Source organism: Streptomyces exfoliatus, from assembly GCF_000725545.1.
In the GTDB taxonomy this organism is placed as follows: Bacteria; Actinomycetota; Actinomycetes; order Streptomycetales; family Streptomycetaceae; genus Streptomyces; species Streptomyces exfoliatus.
This window is the reverse complement of record NZ_JNZP01000025.1, coordinates 70,689-88,699: the sequence shown is the minus strand read 5'-3', so window position 1 is coordinate 88,699 and position 18,011 is coordinate 70,689. Positions and strand designations below refer to the sequence as shown.

Annotated in this window: 20 protein-coding genes; 11 read left to right on the top strand and 9 right to left on the bottom strand. The window is 71.4% G+C overall.

The features are described 5' to 3' along the window. Positions 1-103: 103 nt before the first annotated feature. A complete protein-coding gene (locus tag IO20_RS0127045; RefSeq protein ID WP_030554484.1) occupies positions 104-2,242 on the top strand; it encodes an FUSC family protein in 2,139 nt (712 codons plus the stop codon). Between the two features lie 77 nt (positions 2,243-2,319). Here IO20_RS0127045 and rpsN read toward each other — a convergent pair whose 3' ends face one another. After that, entirely contained in the window at positions 2,320-2,625 is a 306-nt protein-coding gene (gene rpsN / locus IO20_RS0127040; protein WP_030554487.1) for a 30S ribosomal protein S14, read from the bottom strand. Next, positions 2,625-2,861, bottom strand: a complete 237-nt coding sequence (rpmB, locus tag IO20_RS0127035) for a 50S ribosomal protein L28 (protein WP_030209322.1) — start codon at positions 2,859-2,861, stop codon at positions 2,625-2,627. The genes rpsN and rpmB overlap by 1 nt, the downstream gene beginning before the upstream one ends. Before the next feature lie 64 nt (positions 2,862-2,925). On the opposite strand from rpmB, the gene rpmG reads away from it, so the two are divergent. Next, positions 2,926-3,090 (top strand): 50S ribosomal protein L33, encoded by a 165-nt coding sequence (gene rpmG / locus IO20_RS0127030; RefSeq protein ID WP_030209324.1) that lies wholly within the window; start codon positions 2,926-2,928, stop codon positions 3,088-3,090. Positions 3,091-3,304: 214 nt separating this feature from the next. Then, complete coding sequence (locus IO20_RS0127025) at positions 3,305-3,517, top strand: DUF397 domain-containing protein (protein ID WP_030209327.1); 213 nt, start codon at positions 3,305-3,307, stop codon at positions 3,515-3,517. A 129-nt stretch (positions 3,518-3,646) separates the two neighbouring features. On the opposite strand, the gene IO20_RS0127020 is transcribed toward IO20_RS0127025, so the two are convergent. Further along, a complete protein-coding gene (locus IO20_RS0127020) occupies positions 3,647-4,156 on the bottom strand; it encodes an ATP-binding protein (RefSeq protein WP_030209330.1) in 510 nt (169 codons plus the stop codon). Between the two features lie 391 nt (positions 4,157-4,547). Between IO20_RS0127020 and IO20_RS0127015 the strand changes: the two genes are divergently transcribed. The 6 genes from IO20_RS0127015 (at position 4,548) to IO20_RS0126990 (ending at position 10,103) form a co-directional block, all read left to right on the top strand. Further along, positions 4,548-5,381, top strand: a complete 834-nt coding sequence (locus IO20_RS0127015) for a helix-turn-helix domain-containing protein (RefSeq protein ID WP_030554489.1) — start codon at positions 4,548-4,550, stop codon at positions 5,379-5,381. Positions 5,382-5,466: 85 nt separating this feature from the next. Continuing rightward, positions 5,467-6,924, top strand: a complete 1,458-nt coding sequence (locus tag IO20_RS0127010) for an aldehyde dehydrogenase family protein (RefSeq protein ID WP_030554491.1) — start codon at positions 5,467-5,469, stop codon at positions 6,922-6,924. A gap of 92 nt (positions 6,925-7,016) precedes the next feature. After that, positions 7,017-7,556, top strand: a complete 540-nt coding sequence (locus IO20_RS0127005; RefSeq protein ID WP_030554493.1) for a DinB family protein — start codon at positions 7,017-7,019, stop codon at positions 7,554-7,556. Positions 7,557-7,603: 47 nt separating this feature from the next. Next, positions 7,604-8,275, top strand: coding sequence for a PadR family transcriptional regulator (locus IO20_RS0127000; protein ID WP_030554495.1), 672 nt, complete (start codon positions 7,604-7,606; stop codon positions 8,273-8,275). Between the two features lie 92 nt (positions 8,276-8,367). Further along, positions 8,368-9,342 (top strand): daunorubicin resistance protein DrrA family ABC transporter ATP-binding protein, encoded by a 975-nt coding sequence (locus IO20_RS0126995; protein ID WP_030554497.1) that lies wholly within the window; start codon positions 8,368-8,370, stop codon positions 9,340-9,342. Further along, positions 9,339-10,103, top strand: coding sequence for an ABC transporter permease (locus tag IO20_RS0126990; RefSeq protein WP_030554498.1), 765 nt, complete (start codon positions 9,339-9,341; stop codon positions 10,101-10,103). The genes IO20_RS0126995 and IO20_RS0126990 overlap by 4 nt, the downstream gene beginning before the upstream one ends. Positions 10,104-10,338: 235 nt before the next feature. Here the strand turns inward: IO20_RS0126990 and IO20_RS41565 are convergent, their stop codons facing one another. Continuing rightward, positions 10,339-10,812 carry a hypothetical protein gene (locus tag IO20_RS41565; RefSeq protein WP_245685059.1) on the bottom strand — a complete coding sequence of 158 codons (474 nt, stop codon included), beginning with the start codon at positions 10,810-10,812 and terminating at the stop codon, positions 10,339-10,341. Positions 10,813-10,871: 59 nt separating this feature from the next. Between IO20_RS41565 and IO20_RS41560 the strand changes: the two genes are divergently transcribed. Continuing rightward, complete coding sequence (locus IO20_RS41560; RefSeq protein WP_245685058.1) at positions 10,872-11,498, top strand: WD40/YVTN/BNR-like repeat-containing protein; 627 nt, start codon at positions 10,872-10,874, stop codon at positions 11,496-11,498. Positions 11,499-11,502: 4 nt separating this feature from the next. On the opposite strand, the gene gad is transcribed toward IO20_RS41560, so the two are convergent. The 3 genes from gad to IO20_RS0126970 all read right to left on the bottom strand — a co-directional run bounded on the left by gad (position 11,503) and on the right by IO20_RS0126970 (position 14,757). Continuing rightward, positions 11,503-12,921 (bottom strand): glutamate decarboxylase, encoded by a 1,419-nt coding sequence (gad, locus tag IO20_RS0126980; protein WP_030554500.1) that lies wholly within the window; start codon positions 12,919-12,921, stop codon positions 11,503-11,505. 46 nt (positions 12,922-12,967) lie between these two features. Beyond that, positions 12,968-14,257 (bottom strand): ion channel protein, encoded by a 1,290-nt coding sequence (locus IO20_RS0126975; RefSeq protein WP_030554501.1) that lies wholly within the window; start codon positions 14,255-14,257, stop codon positions 12,968-12,970. Positions 14,258-14,388: 131 nt separating this feature from the next. Then, positions 14,389-14,757 (bottom strand): YbjQ family protein, encoded by a 369-nt coding sequence (locus IO20_RS0126970; protein WP_030554503.1) that lies wholly within the window; start codon positions 14,755-14,757, stop codon positions 14,389-14,391. Positions 14,758-14,908: 151 nt separating this feature from the next. On the opposite strand from IO20_RS0126970, the gene IO20_RS0126965 reads away from it, so the two are divergent. Continuing rightward, positions 14,909-15,610 carry a DedA family protein gene (locus IO20_RS0126965; RefSeq protein ID WP_030554505.1) on the top strand — a complete coding sequence of 234 codons (702 nt, stop codon included), beginning with the start codon at positions 14,909-14,911 and terminating at the stop codon, positions 15,608-15,610. A 30-nt stretch (positions 15,611-15,640) separates the two neighbouring features. Here the strand turns inward: IO20_RS0126965 and IO20_RS0126960 are convergent, their stop codons facing one another. Continuing rightward, on the bottom strand, positions 15,641-17,311 hold the full coding sequence (locus tag IO20_RS0126960; RefSeq protein ID WP_030554506.1) for a threonine/serine exporter family protein: 1,671 nt from the start codon (positions 17,309-17,311) through the stop codon (positions 15,641-15,643). 117 nt (positions 17,312-17,428) lie between these two features. Beyond that, entirely contained in the window at positions 17,429-17,920 is a 492-nt protein-coding gene (locus IO20_RS0126955) for an inorganic diphosphatase (protein ID WP_024758444.1), read from the bottom strand. Between the last annotated feature and the right edge of the window lie 91 nt (positions 17,921-18,011).

Here is an 18,011-nt window from a genome sequence, read left to right as displayed (position 1 = left end):
CGAGCCCCCTGAGTAACCCCCCGCCCGCCCCCGGCAGGGTTTCGGGAAGGGGCGGGGTGGGGGAAATCGATGGTTCTGCCCCGATCCTGGATACGCTCAGACCATGAGCTGGCTCCGGGCGTTGAAGGAGACCGCCCGCTCCGGGCTCACCGTCGAGCGGCGACGGCTCGAGCCCGCCATCGCCGCCCGCGCCGCCCTCGGCCTCGCCCTCGTCGTGGGTTTCTCGCTCGCCCTGTTCGGCCCCGCCGTAGCCGCCTCCTCCGCCTTCGGCGCCTTCCAGGCGGCCATCGCCACCTTCCAACGTTCCTGGCGCCCCCGTCCCACCCTCGCCCTCGCCTCGGGCGCCAGCCTCGCCGTGTCGACGTTCCTCGGCTATCTCACGGGCGCCCACCAGGCCTTCTTCCTCGCCCTGCTGCTCCTCTGGACGTTCCTCTCGGGGCTCGCCTGGGCCGCAGGCCCGACCGCGGGCATCATCGCCTCCTCGAACGTGGCGATGATGCTGGTGACGGTCACCCTCCCCACCTCCGTCGCCACCGCCGCCGGCCACGCGGTCATGATCTTCGCGGGCGGTGTCGTCCAGGCCGCCTTGGTCGTCGTGCTGCCGGTCCGCCGCTGGGGCGCCCAGCGCGACGCCCTCGCGGACGCGCTCGCCGCCGAGGCCGACTACGCCCGCCGGCTCCGCCACGACCCGGTGGCCCCTTTCGACCCCGTACCGCTCATGACGGCCCGCAGCGCCGCCGCCGTGACGCCACGCCAGGCCCGCCGCCGCCCGGCGGAACTGCACGGGGCACGGGGTCTCGCGGAGCGCATCCGGCCGGTGCTCGCCTCGCTCGCGGACCCGGCGGTCGGCGTGCCGGAGGAGGGTCCGCAACGGGCCCGGGTGCGGGAGCTGCTCGCGGCGGCGGCAGCGGTGCTGGACGCCGCGGCGCACGCGATCCGGCACGGCGAACCGGTCACCCTTCCGCCGCCCGCCGTCGCCGTCCTCCGGACCCCGGACACGCACGCGATCCTCACCGGCCCGTCCCGCCGCGCCGCCCTCCGGCTCGCCGCGCTGCTCGGCGACGTCGTCGAGACGGCGGAGCCGAGGACGGAGACCACGGAGGCCACGGAAGCCACGAGGGCCATGGGGGCCACGGAGACCCCAGTAAACCCAACAACCCCAACAACCACGGGCCACGCCCCCGCATCCACCCGCGCCCGCCCCACCCTCGTCCGCCTCGCGCCGCTCGTCGTGGCGAAGGCCCGCGGCGAGCTGCGCCGGGACTCCCCGGTGCTGCGCCACGCGATCCGCGTCTCGTTGGTCACGGCCGCCGGATACCTCCTCGGCGCCGCGCTCCCCTTCGGGCACGGCTACTGGGCGCCGATGGCCTCGGTGATGGTCATGCGCCCGGACTTCTCGCAGACGTACGCGCGCTCGGTGGCGCGGTTCGGCGGCACCCTGGTCGGCGTGGCCCTGGCGACGGCGGTGGTGAGGTCGGCGGACCCGGGCACGTACCTGTCGGCGGCGCTCGCGGTGGTGTGCGCCTTCGCGATGTACCTGCTGATGCGGTCGGGGTACGCGGCCGGTCAGGTCTTCGTCGCCGCGTACGTCGTGTTCCTGCTCGGCATGGAGGGCGCCGGCCTGACCCAGACCGTGCGGGACCGGGTGACGCTGACCCTGCTCGGCGGGGTCCTCGCGATGCTCGCGTACGCCGTCTACCCGGCCTGGGAGACGCCCAGGCTGCGCGCCCGGCTCGCGGACTGGCTGGCGGCGGTCGGCCGGTACGCGGCGGTCGTCACGGCGCGGTACGCCGATCCGGCGGGTACGGGCAGCCCCGACGTACGGGAGGCGCTCCTCGACACCCGGGCGGCCAGGATCGCCTGGCAGGAGGCGGTGGAGCGCGCGACGCACGAACCGGTACGGCACCGGGGCCTCTCGCACGCGGCGGTGGAGCAGGCCGACCACGCGCTCGCGGAGTTCGGGCGGGTGGCGATGCTCCTGGAGGCACACCTGCCGGAACACGGCGCTCCGCCCCTGCCGCCCGCCGCGACCCTCGCGGAGTCCCTGCACCGGGCGACGGAACGGGGCGCCAAGGAGGTACGGGAACACAAGGAGCCGCACTGGGACGACCTGCGCGAGACGCTGGACGCCTGGTCGGACGACCCGCCGGACCACTTCCTGCTGCACAAGGGCGCCACGCTGCTCCTGGAGGCCCTGGACGAGGTCACGACGGCGCTGATGGAGTCCACGCGCGCGCGGTGAGCCCGGCGGTCCTGGCCGGCCGGCTCATCGCCCGCGGGGCGGCGCGGAGCCCCGCGACCCCACCGGGCGTCCGCCTCTCACCAAGAAGCCTTGCGCACCCCCGGAAGGAACCCCGCGTGCGCCTGCCCCCTGACCCGGACCCGGGACAGGCCGAACTTCCGCAGGTGGCCGCGCGGGCGGCCGTCCACGGCGTCGCGGTTGCGGACCCGGGTGGCGCTCGCGTCCCGCGGCTGGCGGTTCAGTTCCCGCACCGCCGCCTCGCGTTCCGCGGCGGGGGTTCCGGGGCGGCGGATGGTCTCCTTCAGCTCGGCCCGCCGCTCGGCGTACCGCGCCACGACCGTCTTCCGGTGCTCGTTGCGGGCGATCTTGCTGCGCTTGGCCATCAGACCTTCCCTCCGCGCGCGCGGATGCGGGCCACGGCGGCCTCGACGCCGATGGTGTCGACGGTCTTGATCGCGCGGGCGCTGAGGGTGAGCCGGACGTACCGGCCCTCGCCGGGCAGCCAGTAGCGCTTGTGCTGGATGTTGGGGTCGAAGCGGCGTGAGGTGCGCCGGTGGGAGTGCGAGATCCGGTTGCCGAATCCGGGGCGTGCTCCGGTCAGCTGGCAGTGGGCGGACACGGGTGACCTACCTCTCCGTCGAGACATTGGAAAATGGGAACCATTTTCATTTACTCTACACGCCATGGCACGCAACGAACTCCGCCCCGTCATCAAGCTCCGGTCCACGGCCGGCACCGGATTCACCTACGTCACGCGGAAGAACCGCCGCAACGACCCCGACCGCCTCACCCTGCGCAAGTTCGACCCGATCGTGCGCCGGCACGTCGACTTCAGGGAGGAGCGCTGACCGTCTAGGGGCGCCCTCTGTCGGCGTACCCGCGTCGCTCCCGCCTACCGGCGAGTAGCACGCTGAGTGGCGTAGCCACTACGCCACCCCCCGTGCACGTGCATCTGCTCATGCATCGACCTGGTGAACACGGCTATGATCCGAGGAAGTTGACTACTGCACCACGCAACTCGGGGAGCTACCAGTGCATCCTGCGCATCACGCGTACAACGGCATGGCGGCCACGGAGCTGCGAGGTGTCCAGTGGCAGAAGAGCAGGCACAGCAACTCCCAGGGGTCCTGCGTGGAGTTCGCCAAACTGCCGGGGGGAAACGTTGCCGTACGCAACTCGCGTCACCCCGAAGGCCCCGCTCTCGTCTACACGCCCGCGGAGATAGAGGCGCTCCTGCTCGGCGTCAAGGACGGGGAGTTCGACCACCTGGTCTGAGATCTCGCCGCTCGTGCGGACCGGACCTCCGAGGTCCGTTCGTACGGACCGGACATGAGAAGGGCCCGGGCGGTATCCGCCCGGGCCCTTCTCATGTCCTTGTCCGTGTCCGTGTGGGTCATGTCCCGCTCAGGTCGTGCCCTGCTCCGGTCCGACCCGGAACAGCGCCCACACCACCTTGCCCCGCAGGGTTCCGGCGAGGGGGTGCCACCCCCAGCTGTCGCTGAACGAGTCCACGAGGAACAGCCCGCGTCCCGACTCGGCGGCGAAGTCCTCCTCGCCGGCGCGCGCCTCCGGGCTCTCCTGGCTCGGGTCGCGCACGGCGCACACCAGGCGCGAGGACCAGCGCATCAGGTGCAGCCGAACCGGTGGGTTCTGGCCTTCTTCCGGGGGCGCGTCGGCGGGCACCGCGTGGCGGAGCGCGTTGGTGACGAGTTCGGAGACGACCAGGGCCACGTCGTCGAAGCGCTCGGTGAGTTCCCAGCGGTCCAGTGTCGCGCTGGTGAACTTCCGGGCCCCGCGCACGGCTTCGTACCGTGCGGGCAGAGCGCAGGAGGCCGAGGTGGAGACGGCGCCGGGATCGATCGGCGGAAGGCCCTGCCGTAACGGCTCGAGCACGGTCGATCCATTCGTCCCCATGCGAGGCACTCCCGGGAATCGCGACTGTGGTGCGACAACACGACAACACGAACGAGTACGCGGCTGCGCGGGCTCCATGGTTCCGAATGCGACCACTGGATGCAAGGGCAGATGCACGTGCACGCGCCTGACCTGTCCGCCCCCGTGCCTAATCTGTGCATAAGTCATCCACAGGTTCCGGGAAACTTCCGAGAAACTTCGGGGCGGCGACCCCGGTATCCGCCCGCGCCGCACGCGCCGGTGCCCGGAACTCGCCGCCTTTCCGTAATCGAATGTGTACGCGCTGAAGCGTTTGGTGGCAGAATCCGGGGCTCGACGGGGGCTCGACACCGTAAAGGGGAGGCTGAGAGCCGTGACCGCAGGCGAATCGAGCGGAACGAGCGGGAGCGTGGTGCGGCGCATCCTGCTGGGCTCCCAGTTGAGGCGGTTGCGCGAGTCGCGCGGGATCACCCGCGAGGCGGCCGGCTATTCCATCCGCGCGTCCGAATCCAAGATCAGTCGTATGGAGTTGGGACGGGTGAGCTTCAAGGCCAGGGACGTCGAGGATCTGCTCACGCTGTACGGGGTCGGGGACGAGGCCGAGCGCGGCTCGCTCCTCGGGCTCGCCCGTGAGGCCAACATCGCCGGCTGGTGGCACAGTTACGGCGACGTCCTGCCGGGCTGGTTCCAGACGTACATCGGCCTGGAAGGCTCGGCCTCCCTCATCCGCGTCTACGAAGTGCAGTTCGTCCACGGCCTGTTGCAGACCGAGGCGTACGCCCAGGCCGTCGTCAGCCGGGGCATGCCCGGCGCCCCGAACGCCGAGATCGACCGGCGGGTCGCCCTGCGCCTCGAACGGCAGAAGGTCCTCGTCTCCGAGCGCGCCCCGCAGTTCCACGTCGTCCTCGACGAGGCCGCGCTGCGCCGCCCGTACGGTGACCGGGCCGTCATGCAGGGGCAGTTGAGGCACCTGATCGAGATGTCCGAGCACCCGGGCGTCACGCTCCAGGTCATGCCCTTCAGCTTCGGCGGCCACGCGGGCGAGAGCGGCGCCTTCACGATGCTGCGCTTCCCCGAGTCCGACCTCTCCGACCTCGTCTACCTGGAACAGCTCACCAGCGCCCTCTACCTCGACAAGCGCGAGGAGGTCGCCCAGTACGAACGGGCGATGGAGCGGCTCCAGAAGGACGCACCGGATCCGGCCGAAAGTCGTGATCTTCTCCGGGGCATCCTTCAACTCACCTGACACATCAGTACGATGACGTGACATCAGTTCCGACGTCACTTCTGTCATCCGTGCAGAGGTAGAGCGGGTAGAGGGGTCTCGATCCATGTCGCACTTCACCGACCTGGCCCACCAGTACATCGACGGCGAGTGGAAGCCGGGCAGCGGCTCGTGGGACATCATCGACTTCAACCCGTACACCGGGGAGAAGCTCGCGTCGATCACCGTCGCCACCGCCGGTGAGGTCGACCGCGCCTACCGGGCCGCCGAGCGCGCCCAGACCGAGTGGGCCGAGACCAACCCGTACGCCCGCCGCCTCGTCTTCGAGCGGGCGCTGCGGATCATCGAGGACCGCGAGGAGGAGATCGCCGAGACGATCGTCGCCGAGCTCGGCGGCACCCGTCTCAAGGCGGCCTTCGAGCTGCACCTCGCCAAGGAGTTCCTGCGCGAGGCGGTGCACCTCGCGCTGCGCCCCGAGGGCCGCATCCTGCCGTCGCCGGTCGACGGCAAGGAGAACCGCGTCTACCGCGTCCCGGTCGGCGTCGTCGGAGTCATCTCGCCGTTCAACTTCCCCTTCCTCCTCTCGATCAAGTCGGTCGCGCCCGCGCTCGCGCTCGGCAACGCGGTCGTCCTCAAGCCGCACCAGAACACCCCGATCTGCGGCGGCACGCTCGTCGCCAAGGTGTTCGAGGAGGCCGGTCTGCCGGCCGGTCTGCTCAACGTCGTGGTCACCGACATCGCCGAGATCGGCGACGCGCTCCTGACTCACCCGGTCCCGAAGGTCATCTCCTTCACCGGCTCCGACAAGGTCGGCCGCCACGTCGCCACGGTCTGCGCGCAGAACTTCAAGCACGCCGTCCTCGAACTCGGCGGCAACAGCGCCCTGATCGTCCTCGACGACGCCGACGTCGACTACGCGGTGGACGCGGCGGTCTTCAGCCGCTTCGTGCACCAGGGCCAGGTCTGCATGGCGGCCAACCGCATCCTGGTGGACCGCAGCCTGGAGGAGGAGTTCACCGATAAGTTCGTGGCGAAGGTGAAGACCCTGCGCGTCGGCGACCCGGCCGACCCCGCCACCCACATCGGTCCGCTCATCAACTCCCAGCAGGCGGAGGCCGTCTCCTCGCTCGTCGACCAGACGGTGGCGGCCGGTGCGACGGCGCTGCTGCACGGCACGGTGGAAGGCAACCTCGTCTCCCCGTCGGTCCTCACCGGCTTCGCGCCGGACGCCCCGATCCTGGGCCAGGAGATCTTCGGCCCGGTGGCCCTGATCGTCCCCTTCGACGGCGAGGCGGAGGCCGTACGGATCGCCAACGACACCCCGTACGGGCTCAGCGGCGCCGTCCACACGGCGGACGTCGAGCGGGGCGTGCGGATCGCCAAGCGCATCCACACCGGCATGATCCACATCAACGACGGCACCGTGCACGACGAGCCGATCGTGCCCTTCGGCGGCGAGAAGCACTCGGGCATCGGACGGCTCAACGGCGACGCGATGGTGGACGTGTTCACCACCCAGAAGTGGATCTCGATCCAGCACGGCCGGAGCCGTTTCCCCTTCTGATCGCACTTTAGGACGCATGCTGTCCGCAAGCCTCCGTAGCGTGGTCGGTGTCGAGAAGGTCCACGGACACGGACGTACGGAAGGCGGACATCATGGTTGCCCTTGTTCCCACGGAGGCCCACGGTGACGAGCGCGGCGCGCTCCTCAACTTCATCGAGGCCCAGCGTGCCGCGATCCGCCGCTCGCTCCTCGGACTCACCGAGGAGCAGGCGGCGAGCCGGCCCAGCGCCAGCGAGCTGAGCCTCTCCGGCCTGCTCAAGCACGTCGCCGAGGTCGAGCTGAACTGGCTCCGGCTGGCGCAGCAACGGCCGAACGAGCGGCAGCGCACCCAGGAGACCTGGGGTGACGCCTTCCGGCTCGTGGACGAGGAGACGATCCCGGAGATCGTGGAGTTCTGGGCGGGCGTGGCGAAGGAGACCGAGGACTTCGTCCGCTCCGTGCCGGACCTGGACGACACCTTCCCGCTGCCGGAGGCGCCCTGGTTCCCGAAGGACGGCCGGGTGTCGGTCCGCTGGATGCTGCTGCACCTCGTCCAGGAGGCGGGCCGGCACGCCGGCCACGCGGACATCATCCGCGAGTCCCTGGACGGCAAGGGCTCCTTCGACCTGATCGCGGAGGAGCAGGGGCGGTGACCACGCGCGCGCGTACCCTGGTCAAAATTGACTAGGAGGTACGTGGGATGTCGGCGATCCGTCTTCTCGTCCTGGGCGCGGTCAAGCAGCACGGCCGCGCCCACGGCTACCAGGTGCGCAACGACCTGGAGTACTGGGGCGCGCACGAGTGGTCCCACGCCAAGCCCGGCTCGATCTACCACGCGCTGAAGCAGATGGCGAAGCAGGGACTGCTGCACGCGTACGAGGTGGCGCCGAGCACGGTGGGCGGGCCGCCGCGCGTCGAGTACGAGCTGACGGACCTCGGTACGGAGGAGTACTTCACGCTGCTGCGCGAGGCGCTGACCACGTACGACCAGAAGATGGACGTCCTGTCGGCCGGCATCGGCTTCATCGTGGACCTGCCCCGCGAGGAGGCGGCGGAGCTGCTGCGCCGGCGGGTGCGGGCGCTCGACGAGTGGCGGGCGGCGGTCACCGAGTACTACACGCCGGAGGGCGGCCCCGGCCAGCTCGGGCACATCGGCGAGATCATGCACCTGTGGGTGCACTCGGCCGACGCCGGCAAGGAGTGGACGCTCGGCCTGATCGAGCGGATCGAGGGCGGGGCGTACGTGTTCGCCGGCGAGGGGGAGCCCTTCGTGGGCGTCCTCGCCGAGGGCCAGGAGAACCCGTTCGCGACGGGGCAGGCGGAGCAGGCGGCGGGGATCCGGCCGGCCGATGCGGCGGAATCCGTCGACTAATCAAGGTTGACTAGAAGCCTGCGAGGGCATACCTTCCTCCGTCGGTGGCAAGTGGTCAAATTTGACTAAGGCGTTTTCGGGAGGAATCGGATATGAACAGGGACGCGATCCTCGTGGAGGGCGCACGCAAGCGGTACGGCGAGAAGGACGCCCTCGCGGGCCTCGACCTGACCGTCGGACGCGGCACCGTCCACGGCCTGCTCGGCCCCAATGGCGCGGGCAAGACCACGACGGTACGGATCCTGGCGACCCTGCTGCGTCACGACGAGGGCGTGGTCCGGGTGGCGGGGCACGACGTACGGACCGAGGCCCGGGAGGTACGGCGGCGCATCGGGCTGCTCGGACAGCACGCGGCCCTCGACGAGGAGCTGGGAGGCCGGCAGAACCTGGAGATGTTCGGCAGGCTCCACCACCTGGGCGCGCGCCGCGCCGGGATCCGGGCCGACGAGCTCCTGGAACGCTTCGGCCTCGCCGACACCGGCCGCAAGCCCGTCAAGCAGTTCAGCGGCGGCATGCGGCGCCGGCTCGACCTGGCGGCCTCGCTGATCACGGAGCCCGAGGTGCTCTTCCTCGACGAGCCGACGACCGGTCTCGACCCCCGGGGTCGCGGCGAGGTCTGGGAGTCGGTCCGCTCCCTCGTCGGCGGCGGTACGACGGTGCTGCTCACCACCCAGTACCTGGAGGAGGCCGACCAGCTCGCCGACCGGATCTCGGTCGTGGACCAGGGCAGGGTCGTGGCGGACGGCACGGCCGACGAGCTCAAGGCACGGGTCGGCGTGGACCGCATCGACGTGGTCGTACGGGACGCGGCGCGGCTCGAAGAGGCGGCGGGGCTGCTGCCCGCGGCGCGGGCAGAGGTCGGCGTGGACGTCGACCGGCGGCGGCTCAGCGCGCCGGTGGCGGACCGGATGGCCTCGCTGACCGCGACCGTACGGGCCCTCGGGGAGGCCGGGATCGAGGCGGAGGACATCGCCCTGCGGCGGCCGACGCTCGACGAGGTCTTCCTGCATCTGACCGACGGGGAGCCGGGCCGGGACGCGTCCCGGCGGAAGGAGGTGGCGGCATGAGCGCGGCGTACGTGGTGAGCGACTGCTGGACGATGACCCGCCGGGAGCTGGCGCACTGGGCGCGGCAGCCGGTGCAGGTCCTGGTCGGGCTCGTGTTCCCGGTGATGATGCTGCTGATGTTCGGCTACCTGGTCGGCGGCGGGCGGAGCGTCGAGGGTGACTACGTCGACTTCCTGGTGCCCGGGATGCTCACCCTGACCATGGTGTTCGGGCTCGAAGGCACCATGACGGCGGTGACGCAGGACCTGAACAAGGGCGTGATCGACCGGTTCCGCTCCATGCCGATGACCGACGGGGCGGTGCTGGTGGGGCGGTCCGCCGCCGACATGCTCCAGTCGACGGTCGGACTCCTGGTGATGGTCGGGGTCGGCTACGCGATCGGCTGGCGGGCGAACGGAGGCCTCGGAAGCACCCTGGGGGCCCTGGGACTGCTGCTCCTGCTGCGCTTCGCGATGCTGTGGATCGGGATCTTCCTCGCACTGGTCGCCGGGCGGGCCGAGCTGGTGCAGGCGGTGCAGATCCTGGTCTGGCCGATCGGGTTCCTGTCCAACGCCTTCGCGTCGCCGGACTCGATGCCGGGCTGGCTCGGCACGTTCGTGGAGTGGAACCCGATGTCGGCGACCGCGACGGCGGTCCGTGAGCTCTTCGGGAACCCGGGCGGCGAACCGGGGCAGATCTGGGCCGCGGTGGTGTGGCCCGTGGTGCTCCTGGTGCTCTTCTTCCCGCTCGCGGTACGGAGGTTCGGGCGGCTGGGGAAGTAGCGGCGCGGAGGTGGGAACCCGGGGGCGGCGAGCGGTGTATTGAAAGCAGCGGTTCACCGCGGACCGCCCCGGGGAGGACAGGGGGACGTGCGATGCGCAGGCCGGTGGGTGGGGTGGCCGGCGCCGTAGTGGCGCTGGTGACGGTGTGGGCGTTGGTGGTACTGGCGGGGTGTACGGGGACGGGGGAGGGAACGGGGACGGGGCCAGGGGCCTCGGGTTCGTCGGGTTCGGCGCGTCAGACGGGTGCCCCCGGTTCGTCGGGTGCCCCGGGCCCCTCCGGTTCGGCGGCTTCCGCGCCGCCGGGGACGTTCGGGGCGCCGCCGCGGATACCGTCCGCGCCGGGGCTGCCCGGTGAGGCGCACAGCCTGGGCCTCGCGCGGGACGGCAGCGGGTTCGCGCTGCTCGCCGAGTGCGTGAGCGACCCGGCGACGCCCGAGACCGGCTTCTGCCGGCAGCACGTGGCCGTGCGGGACACCGGGGCGAAGGAGTGGGTGCTTCGGAAGTCCCCGCTGCCCCGGACCACGGGGACGGACGGCATCTCGGCCCACCTGCTCGCGCTCGGGCCGGGCCGGGCGCTCATCGAGGACGGGGGCGTCGAGCCCCCGGGCGCGCGGAACTGGTTCACCCGGGACGGCGGCCGCACCTGGCGGGCGGTGGACCGGCGTACGGTCGGGACGACCCCGGAGATACCCGCGGGCGCGGTGCTCACCACCGAGTGCGCCTCGCCCCCCCGGGGGCCATCCCGACGCGTGCGAGCGGGAGCGTCTCGTGGTCGTCTCGCCCCGGGACGGGCGGCGCCGGGCGCTGGCCAGGGTGCCGCTGCTCGGGGCGCATCCCCTGCCCGCGGGGCAGCCGGAGCCCGACGGATCCTGGTGGGTCTCCGGCACGGACCCGCTGTCGGGGCGGGCGGCGGTCGCCGTCTCCCGCGACGGGGGGCGCTCCTGGTCGGTCGGCCGGCTGCCGAGCCCGCCGGCCACCGGCCACGGGTGGTACACGTCGGTCGCGGTGGGCCCGGACGCGGTGTACGCGGCGGAGATGGGGGAGCTGACGGGCGGTGAGCCCGTCAAGAACCCGATGCGGGCGCTGCACAGGTCTCTCGACGGCGGCAGGACGTGGCAGCGGATGTGGACCACGGGCCCGACCGCGCAGCCGCGCACGCTCCTTGGCCTGCCGGTCCCGGGGCCCGGTGGCCGGGTCGAGATCGGCGGGGAGCGGGCGGGCTACCGGAGCATGGACGGCGGCCGCACCTTCGTCCCGCTCGACGAGGGAGGCCACCACACCCGCCGCACCCCGCTCGGGCTGCTGCGCGAGTCGTCGAGCTGCCGGTACGAGTTGACCCGCGACGGGGTGCGGTGGTCGGAGTTCGGTCTGGCCTGTGAGAACCGGGCGCCCTGACCGTTCAGTGGTGGAAGGAGGTCGCCGCGCTCTTGTCGTGGGTGAAGGGGCCGGACTGGCGCCGGAGTTCGGGCAGCAGCCGGTTCAGGTCCTCCACGAGGAGTCCGGCCAGGTCGGCCGAGAAGCCGTTGCGGCAGACCACGCGCAGGACGGACAGGTCCTCGCGGTCGGCGGGGAAGGTGTAGGCGGGGACCAGCCAGCCCCGTTCGCGCAGCCGCCGTGACACGTCGAAGACGTCGAAGGAGGTGACGTCGGGAGCGGTGGTGAAGGCGAAGACGGGCAGTTGGTCGCCGCGGGTGAGGAGCCGGAAGTCGCCCATGGCCTCGATGCGTTCGGCGAGGCCCCGGGCGATGTCCCGGGAGGTCTGCTGCACCGCCCGGTAGCCCTCCCGGCCGAGCCTGAGGAAGGTGTAGTACTGCGCGACGACCTGGGCGCCCGGACGGGAGAAGTTGAGGGCGAAGGTGGGCATGTCGCCGCCCAGGTAGTTGACGCGGAAGACGAGTTCCTCGGGGAGTTCGGCGGGGGAGCGCCACAGGGCCCAGCCGACGCCCGGGTAGACCAGGCCGTACTTGTGACCGGAGGTGTTGATGGAGGAGACGCGGGGGAGCCGGAAGTCCCACACCAGGTCCTCGTCGAGGAAGGGGGCGACCATGGCGCCGGAGGCGCCGTCGACGTGGACGGGGATGTCGAGACCGGTCCGTTCCTGGAGCGCGTCCAGAGCGGCGCAGATCTCGGCGACCGGTTCGTAGGAGCCGTCGAAGGTGGAGCCGAGGACGGCGACGACTCCGATGGTGTTCTCGTCGCAGAGCGCGGCGGCGGACTCGGCGTCGAGGTGGAAGCGGTCGCCCTCCATGGGGACGAGCCGGGCCTCGACCTCCCAGAAGTTGCAGAACTTCTCCCAGCACACCTGGACGTTGACGCCCATCACCAGGTTGGGGCGGGCCGAGCCCGGATAGCGGTCGGCGTTCCGCTGGGCCCAGCGGCGCTTGAGGGCCATGCCGGCCAGCATGCAGGCCTCGCTGGAGCCGGTCGTGGAGCAGCCGACGGCCGTGGCCGGGTCCGGGGCGTTCCACAGGTCGGCGAGCATGGCGACGCAGCGGCGCTCCAGTTCGGCGGTGCGCGGGTACTCGTCCTTGTCGATCATGTTCTTGTCGCGGCACTCGGCCATCAGCACCGCGGCCTGGGGCTCCATCCAGGTGGTGACGAAGGTGGCGAGGTTGAGCCGGGAGTTGCCGTCGAGCATCAGCTCGTCGTGGACGAGCTGATAGGCGCTCGCCGGGGGCAGGGGCCCGTCGGGCAGCCGGTGGTGGGGCGGGGCCTCGGTCATGCCGCCGACCGGGTCGGCCTCCCCGAAGAAGGGGTTGAGCGCGAGCCGTCGTTCCGGCTGGGAGGGGGAGGCGGCGGGACCCTGGTGCAGCGGCATGGGAACTCCTTCGGTCCGGAGGGGCGGGGCGGCGGGGGGAATGGGCTCAGCGCAGGGCGTTGCCCCGTTTGTCGAGTTCGAGCTGGGGGCGGCCGGTGACGATCAGCCAGGCGGGCAGGGAGGCGAGGCAGAGCAGGGCGAGCATCGCGGGGGAGGAGGCGAGGACGGCGCCGGTGAAGAGACTGATCCAGCCCTGCCGGGTGGTGGCGAGCAGGACGCCGAGGACCGCGGAGGAGACGGCGACCGCCGGATGGACCTCGGGGACGAGGGCCTGGGCGAGGAGGCCGAAGGCGGCGCCGATGAAGACGGCGGGGAAGATCCGGCCGCCCCGGAAGCCGCACGAGGCGGCGACGAGGAGGGCGAGGAGTTTGATCACGGCGAACTTGGCGAGCTCGCCCGAGGACCAGGCGCCGACCGAGGAGGTGAGTTCCTTGACCTCCTCCAGGCCCTTGAAGAGGGTCAGCTGCCCGCCGAGGGCGCCCAGGAGGCCGAGGACGAGGCCGCCGAGGGGCAGCATCACCATCGGGTGGCGCAGGCGTCGGAAGGCGGCGTGGACGTAGGGGAACAGATAGCAGGAGGCGAGGCCGAAGACGGCTGCGGCGGAGGCGATGACGACGGCGGCGAGGAGATCGCCCCAGCCGGGGTCCGTGAGGGGCGGGAGGCCCAGGTCGAAGCTGGGTTCGGCGAGGAGCTGGGTGGTCATCGCGCCGGCGCCGGCGGCGACGAGCGGGGCGAAGAGCCGGTCCCAGAGGGAGCCGGGCCCCGGCTGCCCCGTGAGGGCCTCGGAGATCACGAGGGCGGCGGCGACGGGGGTGCCGAAGAGGGCGCCGATGGTGGCGGCCGAGGCGAGGGCGACCCAGACGGCGCCCGGCACTGCGGGAGCGGCCTTGCGGCCGAGCCAGTAGGCGAGGGCGATGTTGCACGCGATGATGGGGTTCTCGGGGCCGAGGCTGACGCCGCCGGCGAGTCCGAGCGCGCTCGCGAGCAGCAGTCCCGGTACGACCATGGGGGCGAGCGGTGGTCCGCCGAGGCCTTCGGAGGCCGGGTCCGGACCGGCGTGCCCGGGCACCTTCCAGATGACCAGGCCCACGGCGATGCCGGTCGCCGTGAGCATGGTGATGATCCAGAGGGAGGAGTAGCCACCGATGCCGAGGGCGTCCGGCAGGTCGTGCCAGAGGACGTCCTGGAACTCCTCCGAGAGCGCGCTGATCCCGAGGAACAGCAGACCCGCCCCCACCCCGACCACGAGCGCGGGAAGCACCAGCGGCAGGAGGACCCGCAGCGGGGCCTCGTGGGCGGGGGGCGACGACGGGGGCGGAGCATGATCGGCAGCCACCGCCCCACCATAAGTGAACGAATGCCTCATAACACCCCGAGACCGGGACCGAACGGACGTGCACCTCACGACGCGTCAGGCCGCCACACGAACCGGACCGGCCCCGAAGAGTCCGATCCCCGCCGTCCGGTTCAGGCGCGTGGCGCGATGACCACCGCCGTGCCGTACGCGCAGACCTCCGTGCCCACGTCCGCCGCCTCCGTCACGTCGAAGCGGAACATCAGCACCGCGTTCGCGCCGCGCGCCTGAGCCTGCTCCACCAGGCGTTCCATCGCCTGGTTGCGGGTCTCCACCAGGGTCTTCGTCAGGCCCTTCAGCTCCCCGCCGATCATCGACTTCAGACCGGCGCCGATCTGACTGCCCAGGTGACGGGAACGGACGGTGAGGCCGAAGACCTCGCCGATCACCTGCCGGACCTCGAACCCCGGCACGTCGTTCGTCGTCACGACCAGCACGTCGGGATGCGGCCCCTGGCCGCCTCCGTACTCCTCGATGCCCATCGGCATACACCTCCTGACCCCCAGCCTCAGGGGCGGACGGCCCGTCCGCATCCCGTGGACCCCGGGTGGAACCGGGGGCGTTCCGCTCGCGTTGATAGCTTGGGGCCAGCCCGTCCCCCATGCCCCCACCGACCGCAGGAGCCCGGAACCCGTGAACACGCTTGCCCTCGGACCGAGCTGGCTGGACCCGGACTATCTGATCCAGACCTTTGGTCTGATCGGTGTCCTCGTCATCGTCTTCGCCGAGTCCGGACTCCTCATCGGCTTCTTCCTGCCCGGCGACTCGCTGCTCTTCACCACCGGCCTGCTCGTCACCACAGGAAAGCTCGACCAGCCGCTGTGGATGGTCTGCACCCTGATCGTGGCCGCCGCGATCATCGGCGACCAGGTCGGCTACCTCTTCGGCCGGAAGGTGGGCCCGGCCCTCTTCAAGCGGCCCGACTCGAAGCTCTTCAAGCAGGAGAACGTCGAGAAGGCCCACGAGTTCTTCGAGAAGCACGGCCCGAAGTCGCTGATCCTGGCCCGCTTCGTCCCCATCGTGCGGACGTTCACGCCGATCATCGCCGGCGTCAGCCGCATGAACTACCGCTCGTTCATCACGTTCAACATCATCGGCGGCGTGCTGTGGGGCGCGGGCGTGACCCTGCTCGGCGCCTCCCTCGGCAAGATCGACTTCGTGCACAGGCACATCGAGATGATCCTCATCGGCATCGTCCTGATCTCCGTGATCCCGATCGTGATCGAGTTCCTCAGGGCCCGCTCCCAGTCCAAGAAGGAGCAGACGCGGGGCGACCACGACGCCCCCGGCACCGCCAACCCCCAGAACCCCCGCGGCCGCCACGCCAAGCGCTGAGGTCCACGGGCCGGCGCCCAGAGAAAGCCCTCAGAACCCCCGGGTGCGCTTCGCCGCACGCCGCGCCGCGGCCGCGCCCGGGGCCTGCATGAAGAGGCGGGCCAGCTCGCCTCCCAGGTTCACCCCGATCGCGATCGCCAGGGCCAGGGCCGCCGCCTTCGCCAGCGACGCGAAGCCCTGGTCCAGGTTGTTCTGGGCGATCGCGAGCACCCCGAAGTACGTCGCGGAACCGGGCAGCAGCGGGCCGATCGCCGCCGTCACGTACGGCAGCGACGACGTGTGGTGGTAGCGGGCGATCAGCTGCCCGAAGAGCCCCACCAGACCCGCCGCCACCGCCGTCGCCATCACCGCGGAGCCCTCCGCGGTCACCGCGATCGACGCGTAGATCACCCACGCCACCCCGCCGTTCAGGGTCGCGAACAGCACCGTCGACCGCGACTGCTGCAACAGGATCGCGAAGGTCGCGCACAGCACCATCGACGCCAGGATCTGCGTCACCGGCCGCTCCACCGCCCGCAGCGCACCCTCGGGATTGAGCTGCGCGTCGAACTGCACGGCGATGTAGAGCACCGACAGCACACCCACCACGATCGCGACGAAGAAGTACGCGACCTCCAGGAGTCTGGCCGACGCCGTGATGTAGAAACCGGTCAGACCGTCCTGCACCGCCGCCACGAGCGCCCGCCCCGGGATCAGCGCGAACAGGCCACCCGTGATCACCGCCGACGGCCGCAGATCCGCGTGCAGCAGCGTCAGGAGCACACCCATCGCCGCCGGCGGCATCGCCGCCACCAGGAACTGGTAGAACTCCGGCAGCCCGCGCCCCGCGCAGAACCACGCCAGCCGGTCACCGAGCACCGCGCCGAGCGCCGCCACGAAGAAGACCGTCGTATCGCCGCCGAGGAGCACCGAGGCCGCACCGGCCAGCACCCCGGCCGCCGACGTGAGCACCCAGCCCGGGTACGGGTGCCGGTTGCGCCGTATCTCCGCGAGCCGCCGGTAGGCCTCCTCGGGCGTCACCTCGTGGGCCTGCGCGTTGATGTCGGCGAGCAGCGTGTACACCGCCGCGAGCCGCGTGTAGTCCGTTCCCCGGCGCCGTACCGTCCGGTTCGCCGTGATCGGATCGTCCACGAGGGACGGCTGGTACGTGACGGCCAACAGGGTGAAGGTCACCGTCGGCTCGACCCGGTCGAGACCGTACGAACGGCAGATGGCGAACATCGCCGCCTCGACGTCCTCCGCGCCCTCCCCGCCCGCCAGCAGCAGCTCGCCGATGCGCAGCGTCAGGTCGAGCACACGCGGCACCGAAGGACCCGACTCGTCCTCCTTGCGCGGCGCCTCCGGCACCGGCCGCTCACCCACCGGCAGCCGCAGCATGGTCCGCATCCGGTCCTGCCACGGCGCGTCCTGCGACATCCGCACCAGCGGCACCCCGTACGCCGGGGTGAAGGCGGGCGGCGAGTTCTTGGCCGAGTAGGTCGCGGGCGTCGCGAACGCCGAACCCTCCGGCTCGGCCGGCGGCTCCGTCGTGAGTCCTGGAGGGAGGGCGAACTCGGAGGTCGGATGCTCCTCCTCCGGCGGCGCGGGCTGCTCCACGCCGGCCGGCGGCACGAACGCGCTCCGCGCCTCGTCCGACTGCGGCTTCCGGTCCTCCGGAGCCTCTTCCGGACCGTTCTTCGAGCCGTCCGGCTCCGCCACCACTCTGTCCGCCTCACTCCCCAGGGAATCGTGGATTCCAGTATGGGCATGCGACGGACGTGCGAAAGGCGGTGCACCCCAAGAGGTGCACCGCCTTTTCACACGATCGGAACGGGGGGCTCAGTGACCGCCCTGCTCCTTGGCGCGCGCGTACGACTTCTCGATCTCTTCCTCGGCCTCGGCGCGGCCGACCCAGTCGGCACCCTCGACCGACTTGCCCGGCTCCAGGTCCTTGTAGACCTCGAAGAAGTGCTGGATCTCCAGGCGGTCGAACTCCGCGACGTGGTGGATGTCCCGCAGGTGCTCCATGCGCGGGTCCGTGGCCGGGACGCACAGCAGCTTGTCGTCGCCGCCCGCCTCGTCCGTCATGCGGAACATGCCGATGGCGCGGCACTTGATCAGGCAGCCCGGGAACGTGGGCTCGTCGAGGATGACGAGCGCGTCCAGCGGGTCACCGTCCTCGCCGAGGGTGTTCTCGACGTAGCCGTAGTCGGTCGGGTAGGCCGTCGACGTGAAGAGACGACGGTCCAGGCGGATGCGACCCGTCTCGTGGTCGACCTCGTACTTGTTCCGCGATCCCTTCGGGATCTCGATGAGAACGTCGAACTCCACGGGTGGCTCCTCCTGAATCAACACAAGTGAATGCTCGCGACGACGCGCGGTGATTAAGTGTCCCTCACGCATGTGTGTGATCGCGAAAGGG